Origin of the sequence: Brevundimonas sediminis (assembly GCF_048799765.1) — a bacterium.
Classification (GTDB): Bacteria; Pseudomonadota; Alphaproteobacteria; order Caulobacterales; family Caulobacteraceae; genus Brevundimonas.
In genome coordinates this window covers 127,383-142,524 of sequence record NZ_JBLYQK010000005.1, presented here as the reverse complement: position 1 = coordinate 142,524, position 15,142 = coordinate 127,383, and the positions used below count along the sequence as shown (strand labels likewise).

The following is a 15,142-nucleotide window of genomic DNA, read 5'->3' as shown; positions in this document are numbered from 1 at the left end:
GGCGGGCGCCTCGGCCGGGGCCGGCGGGGCGGGGGGCGCGGTCGGGGCGTCCTGGGCGAAGGCCGGTCCGGCGAGGGCGAGGGTCGCCGAAGCGACAAGAAGGCGGCGCAGGGGCATCGGTGTTCCGATCCAGAGAAAAGGCCACGGCGGCCAGAACGCCACCGTGGCCTATTTCCGCATCCCGCGCGAGCCGCTTTCGCGGCTCAGCTTCAGCCCTTGTTGCGGGCGTCGCGCTTGCCCAGCACGCGCAGGCGAAGGGCGTTCAGCTTGATGAAGCCCTCGGCGTCGTGGTGGTCGTAGGCCTGGACGCCCTCTTCGAAGGTGACGAGGTCCTGGTCGTACAGGCTCTGGCTGCTCTCGCGACCGATGACCGTGGCGTTGCCCTTGTAGAGCTTGACCCGGACCGTGCCGGAGACCTTTTCCTGCGACTTGTCGATGGCGGCCTGCAGCATCTCGCGTTCGGGCGAGAACCAGAAGCCGTTGTAGATCAGGTGGGCGTATTTGACGGCCAGCTCATCCTTCAGGTGCATGGCGCCGCGGTCGAGGGTGATCGACTCGATGCCGCGGTGGGCCGCCAGCAGGATGGTCCCGCCCGGGGTCTCGTAGACGCCGCGCGACTTCATGCCGATGAAGCGGTTCTCGACCAGGTCCAGACGGCCGATGCCGTTGTCGTGGCCGTACTGGTTCAGCGCGGTCAGGATCGTGGCCGGGCTCATGGCCTCGCCGTTGATCGAGACGGCGTCACCCTTCTCGAAACCGATTTCGATGACGGTCGCCACGTCCGGCGCGTCTTCCGGCGAGAGGGTGCGCTGGTGCACGAACTCGGGGGCCTCGACCGCCGGGTCTTCCAGCACCTTGCCCTCGGACGAGGAGTGCAGAAGGTTGGCGTCGACCGAGAACGGGGCCTCGCCGCGCTTGTCCTTGGCGATCGGGATCTGGTGCTTCTCGGCGAAGTCCAGCAGGGCCTCGCGGCTGCGGAACTCCCACTCGCGCCAGGGGGCGATGACGTGGATGTCCGGGTCGAGGCCGTAGTAGCCCAGCTCGAAGCGGACCTGATCATTGCCCTTGCCGGTGGCGCCGTGACAGACGGCGTCCGCGCCGACCTGTTTGGCGATCTCGATCTGGCGCTTGGCGATCAGCGGCCGGGCGATCGAGGTGCCGAGCAGGTACTGGCCCTCGTACAGGGCGTTGGCGCGGAACATCGGGAAGACGAAGTCGCGCACGAACTCCTCGCGCAGGTCGTCGATGAAGATGTTCTCGGGCTTGATGCCCAGCTTCAGCGCCTTCTCGCGCGCCGGCCCGAGCTCCTCGCCCTGGCCCAGGTCGGCCGTGAAGGTAACGACCTCGGCGTTATATTCGGTCTGCAGCCACTTCAGGATGATCGAGGTGTCCAGGCCGCCGGAGTAGGCGAGCACGACCTTCTTGACGGGCTTCTTCGAGGCGTCGGACGACATGGGCATGATCCTTCGACGAACGCGGGGAGGCGTTCCTTTATTTCGCGCGCTTAAAAGGCCAGACGCCCCGGGATGCAAGGGCCGGAATGGGGCGACGGGCCTGTTATTCGATTTCCGGGACGTTCCGGGGTCGGACCGTCCGGCCGCAGGACGAAGGGGCGCTGAAATCTTCTGTGGATCACGTCTCTTTTCCGGCGCGGGGAAAGCCCGGCCGAAGTCGGACTAAGAATCTGACAGAAAAAGGAAATATCAGACAATCACTGTTCGCCGGGTAAGATTCGGTCAATGTCTCGGAAGGGGGGCCTTAAGCATTCGCCTGCAAGGTAGGGTCGTGATCCCCAACCGCGCCCCGTCTCCGGTCGAAAAGCTGGCCCTCGCCGTCGTGCACCAGCCCGAACGCGCCACGCCCGCGCCCGCCGGCGCGCGCGAGGAGGCCCTGCGTTTCCTGCTCCAGACCGCGGCCGATGCGGGCGTCAGCCTGGTCGCCACCAAGCCGGACGGCGATGGCGAGCGGCTTCTGGGCCAGGCCTGGCCCTTCCCCTCGCCCTTCCGGGTGACCGTTCGCACCGTCTCGATCGAGGAGGGGGTCGACCGCGTCGAGGCCCGTGCCCGGCGCTCGCTGGAGCGGATGGGGCTGCCACGCGGCGACACCCTTCTGGCGTCCCGGGCGTCTGATCTGGTCGGGTCCGAGGGGCGCGCCCTCTGGGACCGGATGCAGGCGCTGAAGGACCGGGGCCTGTTCCGCAGGATCGGCTTCTGCGCGACGGTCGATGACGGCCCGGCCCTGCTGGCCCGCCGCTTCCAGCCGGATGTGGTCCAGCTGCCCTGCAACCTGCTGGACCAGCGGGTGCATCGGTCCGGGGCGATGGACGAGATCGCCGACCTTGGCGTCGACATTCATCTGTCGTCCGTGTTCGCGGGCGGCGTGATGTTCATGAGCGGCGACGCCCTGCCCGCCGAGATGGCGCATCATGCGCCGCAGCTGTCGCGCATCCGTCGCCGGCTGGCCGAGGCCCGCGTCGATCCGATGCAGGCGACCCTCGCCTATACGCTCGGCCTGCCGCAGGCCTCCGCCGTCGTCGCCAGCGTGGCCTCGGCGGCAGAGGTGCGCGCGGTTCTGGCCGCGGCCCACGCCCCGGCCCCGGCCCTCGACTGGCAGACGCTCCAGCTCGAGCACCCGGCCGCTGTCGCGGCCGGGCCTCGCGCCCGGATCAGTAGCGCAGCCTGATCCCGACATAGCCGGAACGGCCCGGCTCGCCGTAGCCCAGCACCTGCTGGTAATGCTCATCCGCCAGGTTCTCGACCCGCGCGGTCAGGGTGACGTGATCTGTCAGCGCGTAGGCCGAGGTGACATTGGCCGTGACGAAGCCCTCGCGGACCCCGCCGCTGTCATCCTGGTCCCCTTCCGCCCGAACGGTCAGGGCGCCGGACAGGCGGTCGCCCGTCCAGCCCAGGGTGACCGAACCGGCGTGTTCCGGCACGCGGAGCAGACGGGCGCCGGTGGTCTCGTCCTTCGCGTCGGTCCAGGCGTAGGCGAGGCTCAGATCGAAGCCGTTGACCAGCGCCGCCCGACCTTCCAGCTCGACCCCGTCCGTCGCCGTCTCGGCGATGTTGACGTAGTAGCTGTCGAAGGTGGCCGTATCGAAGAAGAAGCTGATCTGGTCCTCGACCTTCAGGCGATAGACCGTCGCCCGCCCCTCGATGCGGCCATCGGCCGAACGCCAGCCGATGGCGGCTTCCAGACCTTCGGCCTTTTCCGGACGCAGGGTCGGGAAGGGGACGGCGGCGAAGCAGTAGTCGCAGGCCGCCTGACTGACCGACGGCGCCTTGAAGCCGGTCCCGTAGGCGCCTGACAGGGTGAAGCCCGGTCCGAAGTCCCAGGCCGCCGAGACACGGCCCGTGGTCCTGGAGCCGAAGTCGGTGTCGTCGAAACGCAGGCCGCCGGTAACGCTCAGGGCGTCCGTGACCTGATAGCGGCCGGTGGCGAAGGCTGCGTTGTTCCCGAGGCTGACGTCGGCGCCGGTCGACAGGCTGCCCTCGCTCTCCTCGCGCTCCAGGCCGAAGGCGTAGGTGGCCGCGCCGGTCTCGCCGTTGGCCTGCCAACGCCAGGCCTGACGGTTGGCTTCGAAGACGCCGCCGAAGGCGCTGAAGGTCTCGCGCTCGATGTCCGAGCCCGAAACGCTGAACTGGTGTGTCAGGCCCAGGGCCTCGACGGTGGCGCGCACGACGCCCGACCACTGCTCGGATTCCGACCGGTCGGCGTTGTCGGCGATGGGGAAGCCGTTATCGAGATCGGCCTCGCTCCTCGACCAGCGGGCCGAGGCGTCCAGCGTCACCGCCGGAGAAACGGCGTAGCGACCGCGCAGACCCACGGTGGTGTTGTCAAAGCCGTCGGCCTCCGGATTGCCGTCGGCCTCGTCCGCCACCGAGATGCCGTCGGTGGTGAAGCGCGAGACATAGCCGCCCAGGGCCCAGGTGTCGTTGGCCGCGCCGACCGCGATGCGGCCGCGCGCGGTGTCGAAGCTCCCGGCCTCGGCCTCGGCGCGAATGCCGTCGATCTCGCGGGTGGTGAAGGCGATCACGCCGCCGATGGCGTCCGAGCCCCACAGCGAGGACTGCGGCCCCGACAGGACCTCGACGCGTTCGACGTCGCCCAGGTCAAACCCCGAGAAGTCATAGGCGCCGTTCGGCTCGGCCGCGTCATTGACCGGCGCGCCGTCGACCAGAACCAGGGTCTTGCCCGGCGTGGCGCCGCGCATGCGAACCTGGGCCACGCCCCCGAAGGCGCCCGACCGGGTCACCGACAGGCCGGGGACGTCGGCCAGGATGTCGGCGGCGAAGACCGCGCCGCGCTGTTCGATGACGGCGGCGTCGATCGCCCGGGCGCCGGGCGTTTCGGCGACGATGGCCGGGATGCGGGTCGCGGTGACCACGACTTCGGGAAGCTCATCCGCCGACTGGGCGAAGGCGGGCGAGGCGAGGGCGGCGGCGAGGGCCGCCGTGGAGAGAAGGATGGAGCGCTTCATGGCGCGATGACTCCTTTTCGGCCCCGCGAGTGCGCGCGTGGGGCCGGACGTGAGCGAGCCGATCCGCCGGGCCTGACGGTCCGGACGGCGCAAGATCGGGTCGCTACGACGGAAGTCCCCGCGCCTCTGTCTGGTCCCGGACAGCAGCGAGCGACGTCGGCGGCCAGGTCTCCTGGCTTGCGGGTCGTCAAACGAAGCCCTCGCCTTCCCGGTCCGGGGACCAGTGGCGCCGGGGCGAACCCCGGACGGACGACGCTCTCGCCGCCTACAGTTGCGGGCACAGCCGCGGTGTCTGACCGCGTTCCCTTAACCGCCGGGGCCGCGTATCGCAGGGTGGAAGTGGCTGTGCAAGACGCACGGATCGCGCTTGAGGCGGCGGCTTCAATCCGTCACCCTGACGCCACGCATGAACGCTCCCCTCGCTCACCCGCCGCAAGCCGACGCCGTCCCGTCCGTGGAGGGCGCGACGCCGTTCATGGCGCAGTATCTGACGGCCAAGGCCGGGCAGCCGGACGCCATCCTCTTCTTCCGCATGGGCGACTTCTACGAGCTGTTCTTCAGGGACGCCGAGATCGCCGCCGCCGCCCTGGGCATCACCCTGACCAAGCGGGGCAAGCACCAGGGCGAGGACATCCCGATGGCGGGCGTGCCGGTGCATGCCCTCGACGGTTATCTGGCCCGGCTGATCCGGCAGGGGTTCAAGGCCGCCATCTGCGAACAGCTGGAAGACCCGGCCGAGGCCAAGAAGCGCGGCTCCAAGGCTGTGGTGCAGCGTGGCGTCGTTCGGGTGGTCACGCCTGGCACCCTGACCGAGGACAGCCTGCTGGATGCGCGCGGCGCCAACCGGCTGGCGGCCGTGGCGGTGCGCAAGGGCCGCGCCGCCGTGGCTGTGGTAGAACTGTCGGCGGGGGCGGTCGACGTCGTCGCCTGTTCGCTGGAGGACCTCGGCGCGACCCTCGCCTCCTTCCGTCCGTCCGAGGTGCTGGTCCCGGATCGGCTCTTTTCTGACGAGACGACCAGGGACGCTCTCAACGGATCCGGCGGCGTGGTCCAGGCCCTGCCGCAGGCGCTGGCCGAGCCGGTCGGGGCCAGGGTGCGGGTCGAGCGGCTCTACGGCGTCGCCTCGCTGGACGGCTTCGGCGCCTTCGAGGAAGGCGAGGTGTCGGCCCTGGGCCTGATCGCCGCCTATCTGGAAACGACCCAGGCCGGCAAAATTCCGGCCCTGACCCCGCCCCGCCGTTCGGGCGACAGCGGCTTTCTGGCCATCGACCCGGCGACCCGTCTGAGCCTCGAGATCGACCGCACCCAGCGCGGAGAGCGTGAGGGCTCACTGCTGGCCTGTATCGACCGGACGGTGACCTCGGGCGGGGCGCGGGCCCTGGCCGAACGGATCGCCCGTCCGCTGCGCGACCCGGTCGCCATCAATCATGGACTCGATGCGGTCGAATGGCTGCTGGAGCGGCGCGATCTGCGCCGCGATCTGCGCGACGGGCTGAAGGCCTCGTCGGATGTGGCGCGGGCCGTGTCCCGACTGGTGCTGGGCCGGGGCGGGCCGCGTGATCTGGCCGCCATCCGCAACGGCCTGTCCATTGCCGGCGGGATCGCCGGCCTGTTCCCGCCGGTCGCCGATCCGCTGACCGGACCCCCGCCGCACATCGCGGCCTGTATCGACCGCATGACCCTGTCGCCGGACCTCGGCCGGCTTCTGGCCGATCTGGCCGCCGGGCTGACGGCGGAGCCGCCGCATCTGGCGCGCGACGGCGGCTTCGTGAACCCGGACTTCCGGCCCGAACTCGATGAGGCGCGCCGCCTGCGCGATGACAGCCGCCGGGTGGTCGCCGATCTGGAGGCCCGCGCGGTCGCCGAGTCCGGGGTGGCCTTCAAGATCAAGCACAACGCCGTGCTGGGCTATTTCCTCGAGACCAGCGCCAAGGCCGCCGAGCCCCTGCTGCGTCCCTCGGAAGAGAGCCCCTTCATCCATCGCCAGACCCTGGCGAATCAGGTTCGTTTCACGACGGTCGAACTGTCGGAGCTGGACGCGAAGATCAGTCAGGCGGGCCATCGCGCCCTGGCCATCGAGGGCGAGACTTTCGAGATCTGGCGCCGCACGGTCCAGACCCTGTCGCAGCCGCTTCAGGCCGTGGCCGAGGCGCTGGCCGAGCTGGACGCCCACGCGGCGCTGGCGGAGTGGGCGGAAGAGGTCGGGGCGGTGCGCCCCTCGGTCGACGACAGCCTGAGCTTCGACGTGTCGGGCGGCCGTCACCCGGTGGTCGAGGCGGCGGTGAAGGCGGCGGGCGACCCCTATACGCCCAACGACTGTCGTCTGGACGGATCGGGCGGCGGGGCCTCGCGCCTGTCCATCGTCACCGGCCCGAACATGGCCGGCAAGTCGACCTTCCTGCGCCAGAACGCCCTGCTGGTGGTGCTGGCCCAGGCGGGCGCCTTCGTCCCGGCCCGGGCCATGCGGCTGGGCGTGGTCGACCGGCTGTTTTCCCGCGTCGGCGCGGGAGACGATCTGGCCCGCGGGCGTTCCACCTTCATGATGGAGATGGTCGAGACGGCGGCGATCCTGACCCAGGCCACCGATCGCTCGTTCGTGGTCCTGGACGAGATCGGCCGGGGGACGGCCACCTATGACGGCCTGGCCATCGCCTGGGCCACGGCCGAGGCCCTGCACGAACGCAACCGCGCCCGCACCCTGTTCGCGACCCACTATCACGAACTGGCGGCCCTGGAGACGCGGCTCGCCCACGTCTGCAATCTGTCGATGCGGGCGAAGGAGTGGAACGGCGAACTGGTCTTCCTGCACGAGGCCGCGCCGGGGGCCGCCGACCGCTCCTATGGCGTTCAGGTGGCGAAGCTGGCCGGCGTGCCGGGCCCGGTGGTCGCGCGCGCCCGGGAGGTTCTGGACCGGCTGGAAGGTGAAAAGACCGCCGGCGCCAATCTGACCGATCTGCCGCTGTTCGCGGTCCAGGAACCGGTCGTCGCCGAACCCGTGCGCGCCTCGGTGGTCGAGGACGCCCTGATGGGGATCGAACCGGACGAGCTCAGCCCGCGGGAAGCGCTGGAGGCCCTTTATCGTCTGAAGGGGCTTTCGAAGGGCGCGGCGGGCCGTTGAGCGAGGGCCTGGACGCACGACTGTCGGAGGTCGCCGGGACGCCGGACGTCCGCCGGGCCGTGGCGGCGATCCTCCGCGACGCCTGGGAAGCGGGACGGGCGAAGGCGGCGCGTCGACTGGAGGCCGGCGGCGACGGCGTCGAGGTGGCCCGGCTCTATTCCGACGCGGCGGACGACATGCTGACCGCCCTCTGGCGGTTCACGACGGAGGTCCTGTACCCGGCCCCCAACCCGACCGAAGCCGAGCGTCTCAGCCTGATCGCCGTCGGGGGCTACGGCCGCGGCGTGCTGGCGCCTTTCTCGGATCTGGACCTCCTGTTCCTGCGCCCGTGGAAGTCGATCCCGCGTTCGGAGCAGGTCATCGAATTCATGCTCTATGTGCTCTGGGATCTCGGGGTGAAGGTCGGACAGGCGGCCCGCTCGGTGGATGAGTCCCTGGCCCTGGCGAAGACCGACATGACGGTGCGGACGGCCCTTCTGGAGGCGCGGCCGCTGGCGGGGGACGGGATGCTCGCCGATGATTTCATCACCCGGTTCCGGGCCTTCGTCCTGAAGGCGGATCCCCGTCCCTTCATCGCCGCCAAGCTGGAGGAACGCGACCTCCGGCACCAGAAAACCGGGGCGGTGCGCTACCGGGTCGAACCGAACGTCAAGGACGGCAAGGGGGGGCTGCGGGACCTCAACACGCTGTTCTGGATCGCCCGCTCCCTGGCGCCCGACAGTCCCCTGGGCGCGCGGGTGATGGACGACCTTCTGACATCGCGTGAACGGCGGACATTCGAGGAGTCCTTTGACTTCCTGTGGCGGACGCGGGCGCATCTGCATCTGATCAAGGGGCGGGCCGAGGAAAAGCTGACCTTCGATCTCCAGCCGGAGGTGGCGCGCCGGATGGGGTGGCAGGGACGTGGCGATGAACCGGCCGTCGAACGGTTCATGCGCCGGTATTTCCTGGTCGCCCGTGATGTCGGCGCCCTGACCCGCGCCCTCTCGGCCAAGCTTGAGGCGCGACATCAGAAGCGGACCATGAGTTTGTCCCGCCTGATCCCGGGCCGACGGCGGAACCTCGGCGTCGAGGGGTTTGTGGAGGTGGCCGGCCGCCTTTCGGTGACCGGGCTGGAGGTGTTCGCTGCGGACCCGGCGAAGCTGCTGACCCTGTTCCGGATCGCGGACGAGCATGATCTGGACCTGCACCCGGACGCCTTTTCGGCGGTGACGCGGTCCCTGTCCCTCGTCACGCCCTCGCTGCGTCGCGATCCGGACGCGACGCGGGCCTTTCTCGACATCCTGACGGGGCAGCGCCCCTATCGCGTCCTGACCCTGATGAACGAGACCGGGCTTTTCGGCCGGTTCCTGCCCGAATGGGGCCGGATCATCGGCCAGACCCAGTTCAACATGTACCATGCCTTCACGGTGGACGAGCACACCCTGCAGGCCATCGGCATCATCAACGACATCTGGCGCGGCAAGCTGGGGGCCGAACATCCGACGGCGACCGAGATCGTGCACCGGATCGACGATTTCGAGGCCCTGATGCTGGCCATGCTCCTGCATGACGTCGGCAAGGGCGGCGACCGGGGTCAGCTCGAGGATGGGGCCATCGCCGCGCGCCGGGCCTGTGACCGCCTGGGCATCGATCCCCGCCGGACAGAGTTCGTGGTCTGGCTGGTCCGCAATCACCTGGTCCTGTCCGACTACGCCCAGAAGCGGGATGTTTCGGATCCGGCCACGGTGCGGGCCTTCGCCCGGCTGGTCGGGGATCCGGAGCGGCTCCGCACCCTGCTGGTGCTCACGGTCGCCGACATCCGGGCGGTCGGACCGGGGGTCTGGAACGGCTGGAAGGGCCAGCTGATGCGCGATCTCTACCAGCGCACCGAGGCGGTCTTCCGGGGCGAGGACGTGACCCGGGCCGATCCACTGGCGGATTATCCCGAGCTGGTCGCCCGCGCCGCGCGATCCGGCGCCGCCGCCAGTCTCGTGACGGATCGAGCCGACGACGAGGGCAATGAGCCGGTCGCCGCCGCCCGCATCGCGGTCGCCGCCGCGGACCGCCCGGGCCTGTTCGCCGATCTCGCGGCGGCGCTGTCGGCGCGGGGCGCGGACGTGGTCGGGGCCCGGGTGGCGACGGCGGCTGACGGGACGGCCCTGGATGTGTTCGAGCTGCAGGACGGTTCCGGGGCGCCGTACGGCCAGGCCGAGCCGCGTCGCCTGACCCGTCTGGTGACGGCATTGGAGGCGGCGGCGCGGGGCAAGCGCGTCGGCGCGCCGCCCGAGCCCTCCCCCAGCCCCCGCCGCGCGGCTTTCGATGTGCGGCCGGTGGTGCTGATCGATCTCGACGAGAGCCCGGACGCCGCCGTGATCGAACTGTCGGGCGCGGATCGCCCGGGGCTGCTGGCGGAGTTGTCGCGGGTGCTGGCCGATCACGGCCTGTCCATCCGGTCGGCGCATATCGCCGGTTTCGGCGAGCGGGCGGTGGACAGCTTCTATGTCACGGACGACAGGGGCCTGCGGCCGAAGGCCGGACCGGCGCTCGACGCGCTCCGGCAGGCGCTGGAGGCGGTGCTCGACCGCCGCGATTCGACCGTGCGACCGGTTTCGGCTCCGGTCCGCGCCAGCCTCCGCGACGTCTCCGAGTTCGGCCGCAAACGGCCCGTATCGCCCCGGCCTGAAGCGCGCTAAGGCGTCTCTTCCGGCCCTTCAGAGTTCCCCATGAGCCTCGCCCGAAACACCCTGGTGCAAGCGACCCTGACCCTGGGGAGCCGTGTTCTGGGGTTTGCCCGCGACCTGGCCCTGTCGGCGCGGTTCGGTCAGGGCCCCATGATGGATGTCTGGGCGACCTGCCTGATGCTGCCCAATCTGTTCCGGCGGTTGTTCGCCGAGGGGGCGTTCGCCCAGGCCTTCGTCCCCGTCTACGGCGGGGTGAAGGCGCGGGACGGCGATGCGGCGGCCGCTGTGACGGCGTCCGAGGCCCTGAGCTTCATGTTCGCCGTGGTCGCCGGCTTCTGCATCCTGCTGCAGGTCCTGATGCCCTGGATCATGCCCTGGTTGCTGTCGGCCTGGCGCGATGATCCGGAGGTGATGCGCGCGGCCGTTCTCGCGACCCAGCTGGCCATGCCCTATCTGGCCTGCATGACCATCGCCTCCCTGCTGTCGGGGGTGCTCAACACCGGCGGACGGTTCGCCCTGTCGGCCGGTGTTCCGGTCTTCCTCAATATCTGCACCCTCATCCCGTTGATGGCCCCCAGTGTCCTGCCGATCGGGCAGGAAACGACCCTGCTCGCGGCGGCGACGGCGGTGACTGTGTCTGGCGTGATCCAGGCCGGGCTGCTGTGGTGGGGCGTGCGCCGGCTCGGCGTCCGCCTGAAGCTGGGCCTGCCGCGCCTGACGCCCAATGTGAAGAAGGCGCTGGCCCTGGCCGTGCCTGGTGCCCTCGCGGGCGGGGCGATGCAGATCAACTCGGTCGTCAGCCAGGTCCTGACCGGAACGGACGAGGGCGCCCGCTCGGTGCTCTACAACGCGGACCGCCTCTACCAGCTGCCGCTCGGGCTGGTGGGCGTCGCCATCGGCCTGGCCCTGGTGCCGCGCCTCACCCGCGCCTTCGTTCAGGGAGACGAGGAGGGCGGCCGCAAGACGCTCGACGACGGCATCAACCTGGCGATGGCCTTCACCCTGCCGGCGGCGGTGGCCCTGTTCGTCATCCCCTTCTTCATTATCGACGCCACCGTGACCCGCGGCGCCTTCACGAGCGCCGATGCGGCCCGGACAGCCGACGTGCTGCGCCAGTTCGCCTGGGGCGTGCCGGCCTTTGTCCTGGCCAAGGTCCTGACGCCGCCCTTCTTCGCCCGCGAGGACACCCGCCGCCCGATGATCTTTGCTGTTTCGGCGGTGGTCTTCACCCTCGTGGTCGGCTCGGCGCTGTTCTTCTGGCTGTCGGCCGGGGGGCATGACGGCGTGCTCGGCCTGGCGGTGGCGACCAGTCTGTCCGCCTGGCTGAATGTGGCCCTGCTGGGCGGAACCCTGGTGCGTGAGAAGGCCTGGAGGGCGTCGACCGCCTTCGTTTCCCGTTTCTCCCGCGTCCTGCTGGCCAGCGGCGTCATGGCCGCCGCCCTTCTGGCGGCCGGGATCGGCTACGACGCCCTGAGCCGGGTGTTTCTGGCGAAGGAGGTCGCGGTTCTGGTGGTCTGTGGCGTGGGCGCTGCCCTTTACGGCGCGTGTCTTCTGGCTTTCAGGGCGGTCAGCCTGTCCGAGTTGAAGGCCGTCCTCCGCCGCGAGCCGGGCGGGTCGGTCTCCTCCGGTCTGGACTGACCGGCGGCGAGACGATAAGCGCGAGGGCATGATGATTTCGGGACCGCTTCCTGCCGGGCGTCGATGGCGCCGCTGACCCGCACCAGCACCCTGCCGCGCGCACGCGTGCGCGCCTGATCCAGACTTCTCCCGAGTACCCGACCATGACCGATACCGTCCCGGCTCAATACACCGGCCCGCGCCGCATCCTGTCCGGCATCCAGGCCTCCGGCGCCCTGCATCTGGGCAACTATCTCGGCGCGCTGAAACGCTTCACCCAGCTGCAGGACACGGGCGCGCCCTGCTTCCTGTTCGTCGCCGACCTGCACGCCATCACCGTCTGGCAGGATCCCGCCCTGCTGACCGCCCAGACCCGCGAGATCGCCGCCGCCTATCTGGCCTCCGGCCTTGATCCGGCCAAATCGGTGATCTTCCCGCAGTCGGCGGTGCGCGCGCATACCGAGCTGGCGTGGATGTTCAACTGCGTCGCCCGCCTCGGCTGGCTCGACCGGATGACCCAGTTCAAGGAAAAGACCGGCAAGCACAAGGAGCGGGCCTCGGTCGGCCTCTACACCTATCCGGTGCTGCAGGCCGCGGACATCCTGCTCTACAAGGCTACCGAGGTGCCGACCGGCGAGGACCAGAAGCAACACCTCGAGCTGACCCGCGACATCGCCGCCAAGTTCAACAACGACTTCAACGTCCCCGGCTTCTTCCCCCTGCCGGAACCCCTGACCCAGGGCCCGGCGCCGCGCGTGATGAGCCTCCGGGACGGGGCGGCCAAGATGTCCAAGTCCGATCCGTCGGACGCCTCGCGCATCAATCTGATCGATGACGCCGACACCATCGTCGCCAAGATCCGCAAGGCCAAGACCGATCCCGAGGCCCTGCCGGAAACGGTCGAGGGTCTGGACGGCCGCGCCGAGGCGAAGAACCTCGTGACCATCTACGCCGCGCTGGCCGACGAGACCCGCGAGCAGGTCCTGGCCGAATGGGGCGGCAAGGGCTTCGGCGCCTTCAAGCCCGCCCTGGCCGAGCTGGCCGTGGCCTCCCTCGCCCCGGTCACCGCCGAGATGCGCCGCCTGATGGCCGACACCGGCGAGATCGACAAGGTTCTGAAGGACGGGGCCGAGCGCGCCGCGGAGATCGCCGATCCGGTGGTCGATGAGGTCAAGACGATCATCGGCTTCTGGCGGGGCTGAGCCGGCCCGACGCGGCCGACCCCGGGGAAGGATCATGTCGTCGAACCATCCTCTCGACCGTGCGGTCTGGAACGCCCTGCGCAGCCGTCAGGCCCCTCTGGCGATCCGTGAAGGCGGGGTGGTCCGGTTTGATCCGGCCTACGCCACCTTCGCCGCCGCCGGACCCGATGCGCGCCCGGAAGACTGGGCCGCCCTGGCGGCCGCGACCGGACGCGTGGCCCTGTTCGAGGCGAACGCCGCGGCGCCGGAGGGTCTGGCCGAGGTGGACCGGATCGACTGCCTCCAGATGGTGGCGACCCGCCTTTCGGCGGGCGGCAAGACGGTCGAGTTCGAGGCCCTGGCCGACGCCGACGGACCGGAGATGCTGGCGCTGGCGACCCTGACCCAGCCCGGTCCCTTCTTCTCGAAGACCCACCGCCTGGGGTCGTTCATCGGCATCCGGCGCGAGGGCGCGCTGGTGGCCATGGCGGGGGAACGGCTCACCCTCGACGGCTTCACCGAGATCAGCGGCGTCTGCACCCACCCGGACCACCGCGGTCACGGCTATGCGGGCGTCCTGATGCGGGCGGTGGGGCAGAGCATCCTGGATCGGGGGGATGCGGTCTTTCTGCACGCCCGCATCGGCCACACGGCCACCATCGCCTTCTATGAGGCGCTCGGCTTCCGGCCGCGGATCACGCCCAGCTACGTCGTGATGGACGTCGCCTAGGACACCCGGTCCAGACGGGCGACGAAGAAACCGTCGACCCCGCCCTTCTCCGTCCACATCGACGGCAGGATGCGGAGCCAGCCTTCGGGGGTCAGGGCCTCGTCCGGGGCGCCGAGGTCCGCCGGAACGGCCGGGGCGGTGCGGAAGGCCGGGTTCCGGCGCAGGAAGGCGATGATCTGGGTTTCGCCCTCTTCCCGCTCCATGGAGCAGACGCAGTAGACCAGACGTCCGCCCGGTTTCACCCGTTCGGCGGCGGTGTCCAGCAGGCGGTGCTGCACATCGGCCAGCTTGGCGACGTCGGCGGGCCTGGTGGCGCGCAGGACTTCCGGATTGCGGCGGAAGGTGCCGGTGGCGGTGCAGGGCGCGTCCAGCAGGACGGCGTCGAAGGTCCGATCGTCTTCCCAGTCGTCGGCCGGGACGGCGACGACCTCGGCCGACAGCCCGGTGCGGGCCAGATTGGCGTGCAGGCGTTTGAGGCGGGTCTCCGACCGGTCCAGCGCCACCACCCCGGCGCCCGAGGCGGCCAGCTGCAGCGTCTTGCCGCCCGGCGCGGCGCACAGGTCAATGATGGACTCGCCCGCCTTCGGGGCCAGCAGGCGGGCCGGAATCGCGGCGGCCGCGTCCTGGACCCACCAGAAGCCGTCCTCGAAACCGGGCCAGCTCGCCACGTCGCCGCGGCGACCGGTGCGCACGGTCCCGCCCGGCAGCACCTCGCCGTCGACGGCGAGGGCCAGCGCGGCGGCGTCCGCTCCGGGCTTGAGGCTCAGGTCGGTCGGCGGCTCCTCGCGCGCGGCGAGGGCCAGGGCGATCAGCCCCGGCTCGCCCCAGGTCGCCTTCCAGCGGGCGGCGATCCAGTCGGGCAGGTTGCTCTCGGCCGTGGTCAGCCCGGGGCCATCGCGGCCCACGCCCCGCAGCACGGCGTTGACCAGGTTCTTGTACGGCCGGGTCTTGGGGTCCCGTTCGGCCAGCTTCACGGCGGTGGAGACGGCGGCGAAGGCCGGGGTCTCCAGCACCAGGGTCTGGGCCAGGGCGATGCGCAGAATGGTGCGGACGGCCAGGGGCGGGGCCTTGTTCAGGCGACGATCCAGGATCTGGTCGATCTCGCCCAGGCGACGCAGGGCCGCCATGGCGACGGCGCGGGCGAAGGCGCGATCGGCGGGCGGCAGGGCGGCGACCTCGCGGAAGGTCAGCGCCGAGTCCAGGCCGCCCCGGCCCTCGAGCGCGGCGTTCAGCAGCACGCCGGCGGCCACACGCGCCTCGACGCCGATGTCGGCGCTTTCATCCCGCGGAGCCTCGGCCCGCGGCGGACGCGGCCCGCGGGCTTTCTCGGCCATGCGGCGACCCCGGGCGGCG

The 15,142-nt window shown here is 70.6% G+C and carries 9 protein-coding genes and 1 riboswitch; of the genes, 6 read left to right on the top strand and 3 right to left on the bottom strand.

The genetic code is table 11. The features are described from left to right. Nucleotides 1-209: 209 nt before the first annotated feature. Nucleotides 210-1,454: an argininosuccinate synthase gene (locus ACLQ7T_RS05130; protein ID WP_420478448.1), complete on the bottom strand. Its 1,245-nt coding sequence runs from the start codon at nt 1,452-1,454 to the stop codon at nt 210-212. A 331-nt stretch (nt 1,455-1,785) separates the two neighbouring features. Here ACLQ7T_RS05130 and ACLQ7T_RS05125 point away from each other — a divergent pair, with 331 nt between their 5' ends. After that, entirely contained in the window at nt 1,786-2,682 is an 897-nt protein-coding gene (locus ACLQ7T_RS05125; RefSeq protein ID WP_420478445.1) for an aldo/keto reductase, read from the top strand. Here the strand turns inward: ACLQ7T_RS05125 and ACLQ7T_RS05120 are convergent. Continuing rightward, nucleotides 2,666-4,480: a TonB-dependent receptor plug domain-containing protein gene (locus ACLQ7T_RS05120; protein WP_420478444.1), complete on the bottom strand. Its 1,815-nt coding sequence runs from the start codon at nt 4,478-4,480 to the stop codon at nt 2,666-2,668. The genes ACLQ7T_RS05125 and ACLQ7T_RS05120 overlap by 17 nt on opposite strands. 145 nt (nt 4,481-4,625) lie before the next feature. After that, nucleotides 4,626-4,809, bottom strand: a riboswitch (cobalamin riboswitch). Nucleotides 4,810-4,886: 77 nt separating this feature from the next. Here ACLQ7T_RS05120 and mutS point away from each other — a divergent pair. The 5 genes from mutS (at nt 4,887) to ACLQ7T_RS05095 (ending at nt 13,789) form a co-directional block, all read left to right on the top strand. After that, nucleotides 4,887-7,598: a DNA mismatch repair protein MutS gene (gene mutS / locus ACLQ7T_RS05115; RefSeq protein WP_420478443.1), complete on the top strand. Its 2,712-nt coding sequence runs from the start codon at nt 4,887-4,889 to the stop codon at nt 7,596-7,598. After that, nucleotides 7,595-10,273 (top strand): [protein-PII] uridylyltransferase, encoded by a 2,679-nt coding sequence (glnD, locus tag ACLQ7T_RS05110; RefSeq protein ID WP_420478442.1) that lies wholly within the window; start codon nt 7,595-7,597, stop codon nt 10,271-10,273. The genes mutS and glnD overlap by 4 nt, the downstream gene beginning before the upstream one ends. A 30-nt stretch (nt 10,274-10,303) precedes the next feature. Continuing rightward, entirely contained in the window at nt 10,304-11,899 is a 1,596-nt protein-coding gene (gene murJ / locus ACLQ7T_RS05105) for a murein biosynthesis integral membrane protein MurJ (protein ID WP_420478441.1), read from the top strand. 143 nt (nt 11,900-12,042) lie between these two features. Beyond that, nucleotides 12,043-13,080, top strand: coding sequence for a tryptophan--tRNA ligase (gene trpS, locus ACLQ7T_RS05100; RefSeq protein WP_420478440.1), 1,038 nt, complete (start codon nt 12,043-12,045; stop codon nt 13,078-13,080). A gap of 34 nt (nt 13,081-13,114) precedes the next feature. Continuing rightward, nucleotides 13,115-13,789 (top strand): GNAT family N-acetyltransferase, encoded by a 675-nt coding sequence (locus tag ACLQ7T_RS05095; RefSeq protein ID WP_420478439.1) that lies wholly within the window; start codon nt 13,115-13,117, stop codon nt 13,787-13,789. On the opposite strand, the gene ACLQ7T_RS05090 is transcribed toward ACLQ7T_RS05095, so the two are convergent. Then, entirely contained in the window at nt 13,786-15,123 is a 1,338-nt protein-coding gene (locus ACLQ7T_RS05090; RefSeq protein ID WP_420478438.1) for an RsmB/NOP family class I SAM-dependent RNA methyltransferase, read from the bottom strand. The two genes, ACLQ7T_RS05095 and ACLQ7T_RS05090, sit on opposite strands and share 4 nt — an antisense overlap. Nucleotides 15,124-15,142: the final 19 nt, after the last annotated feature.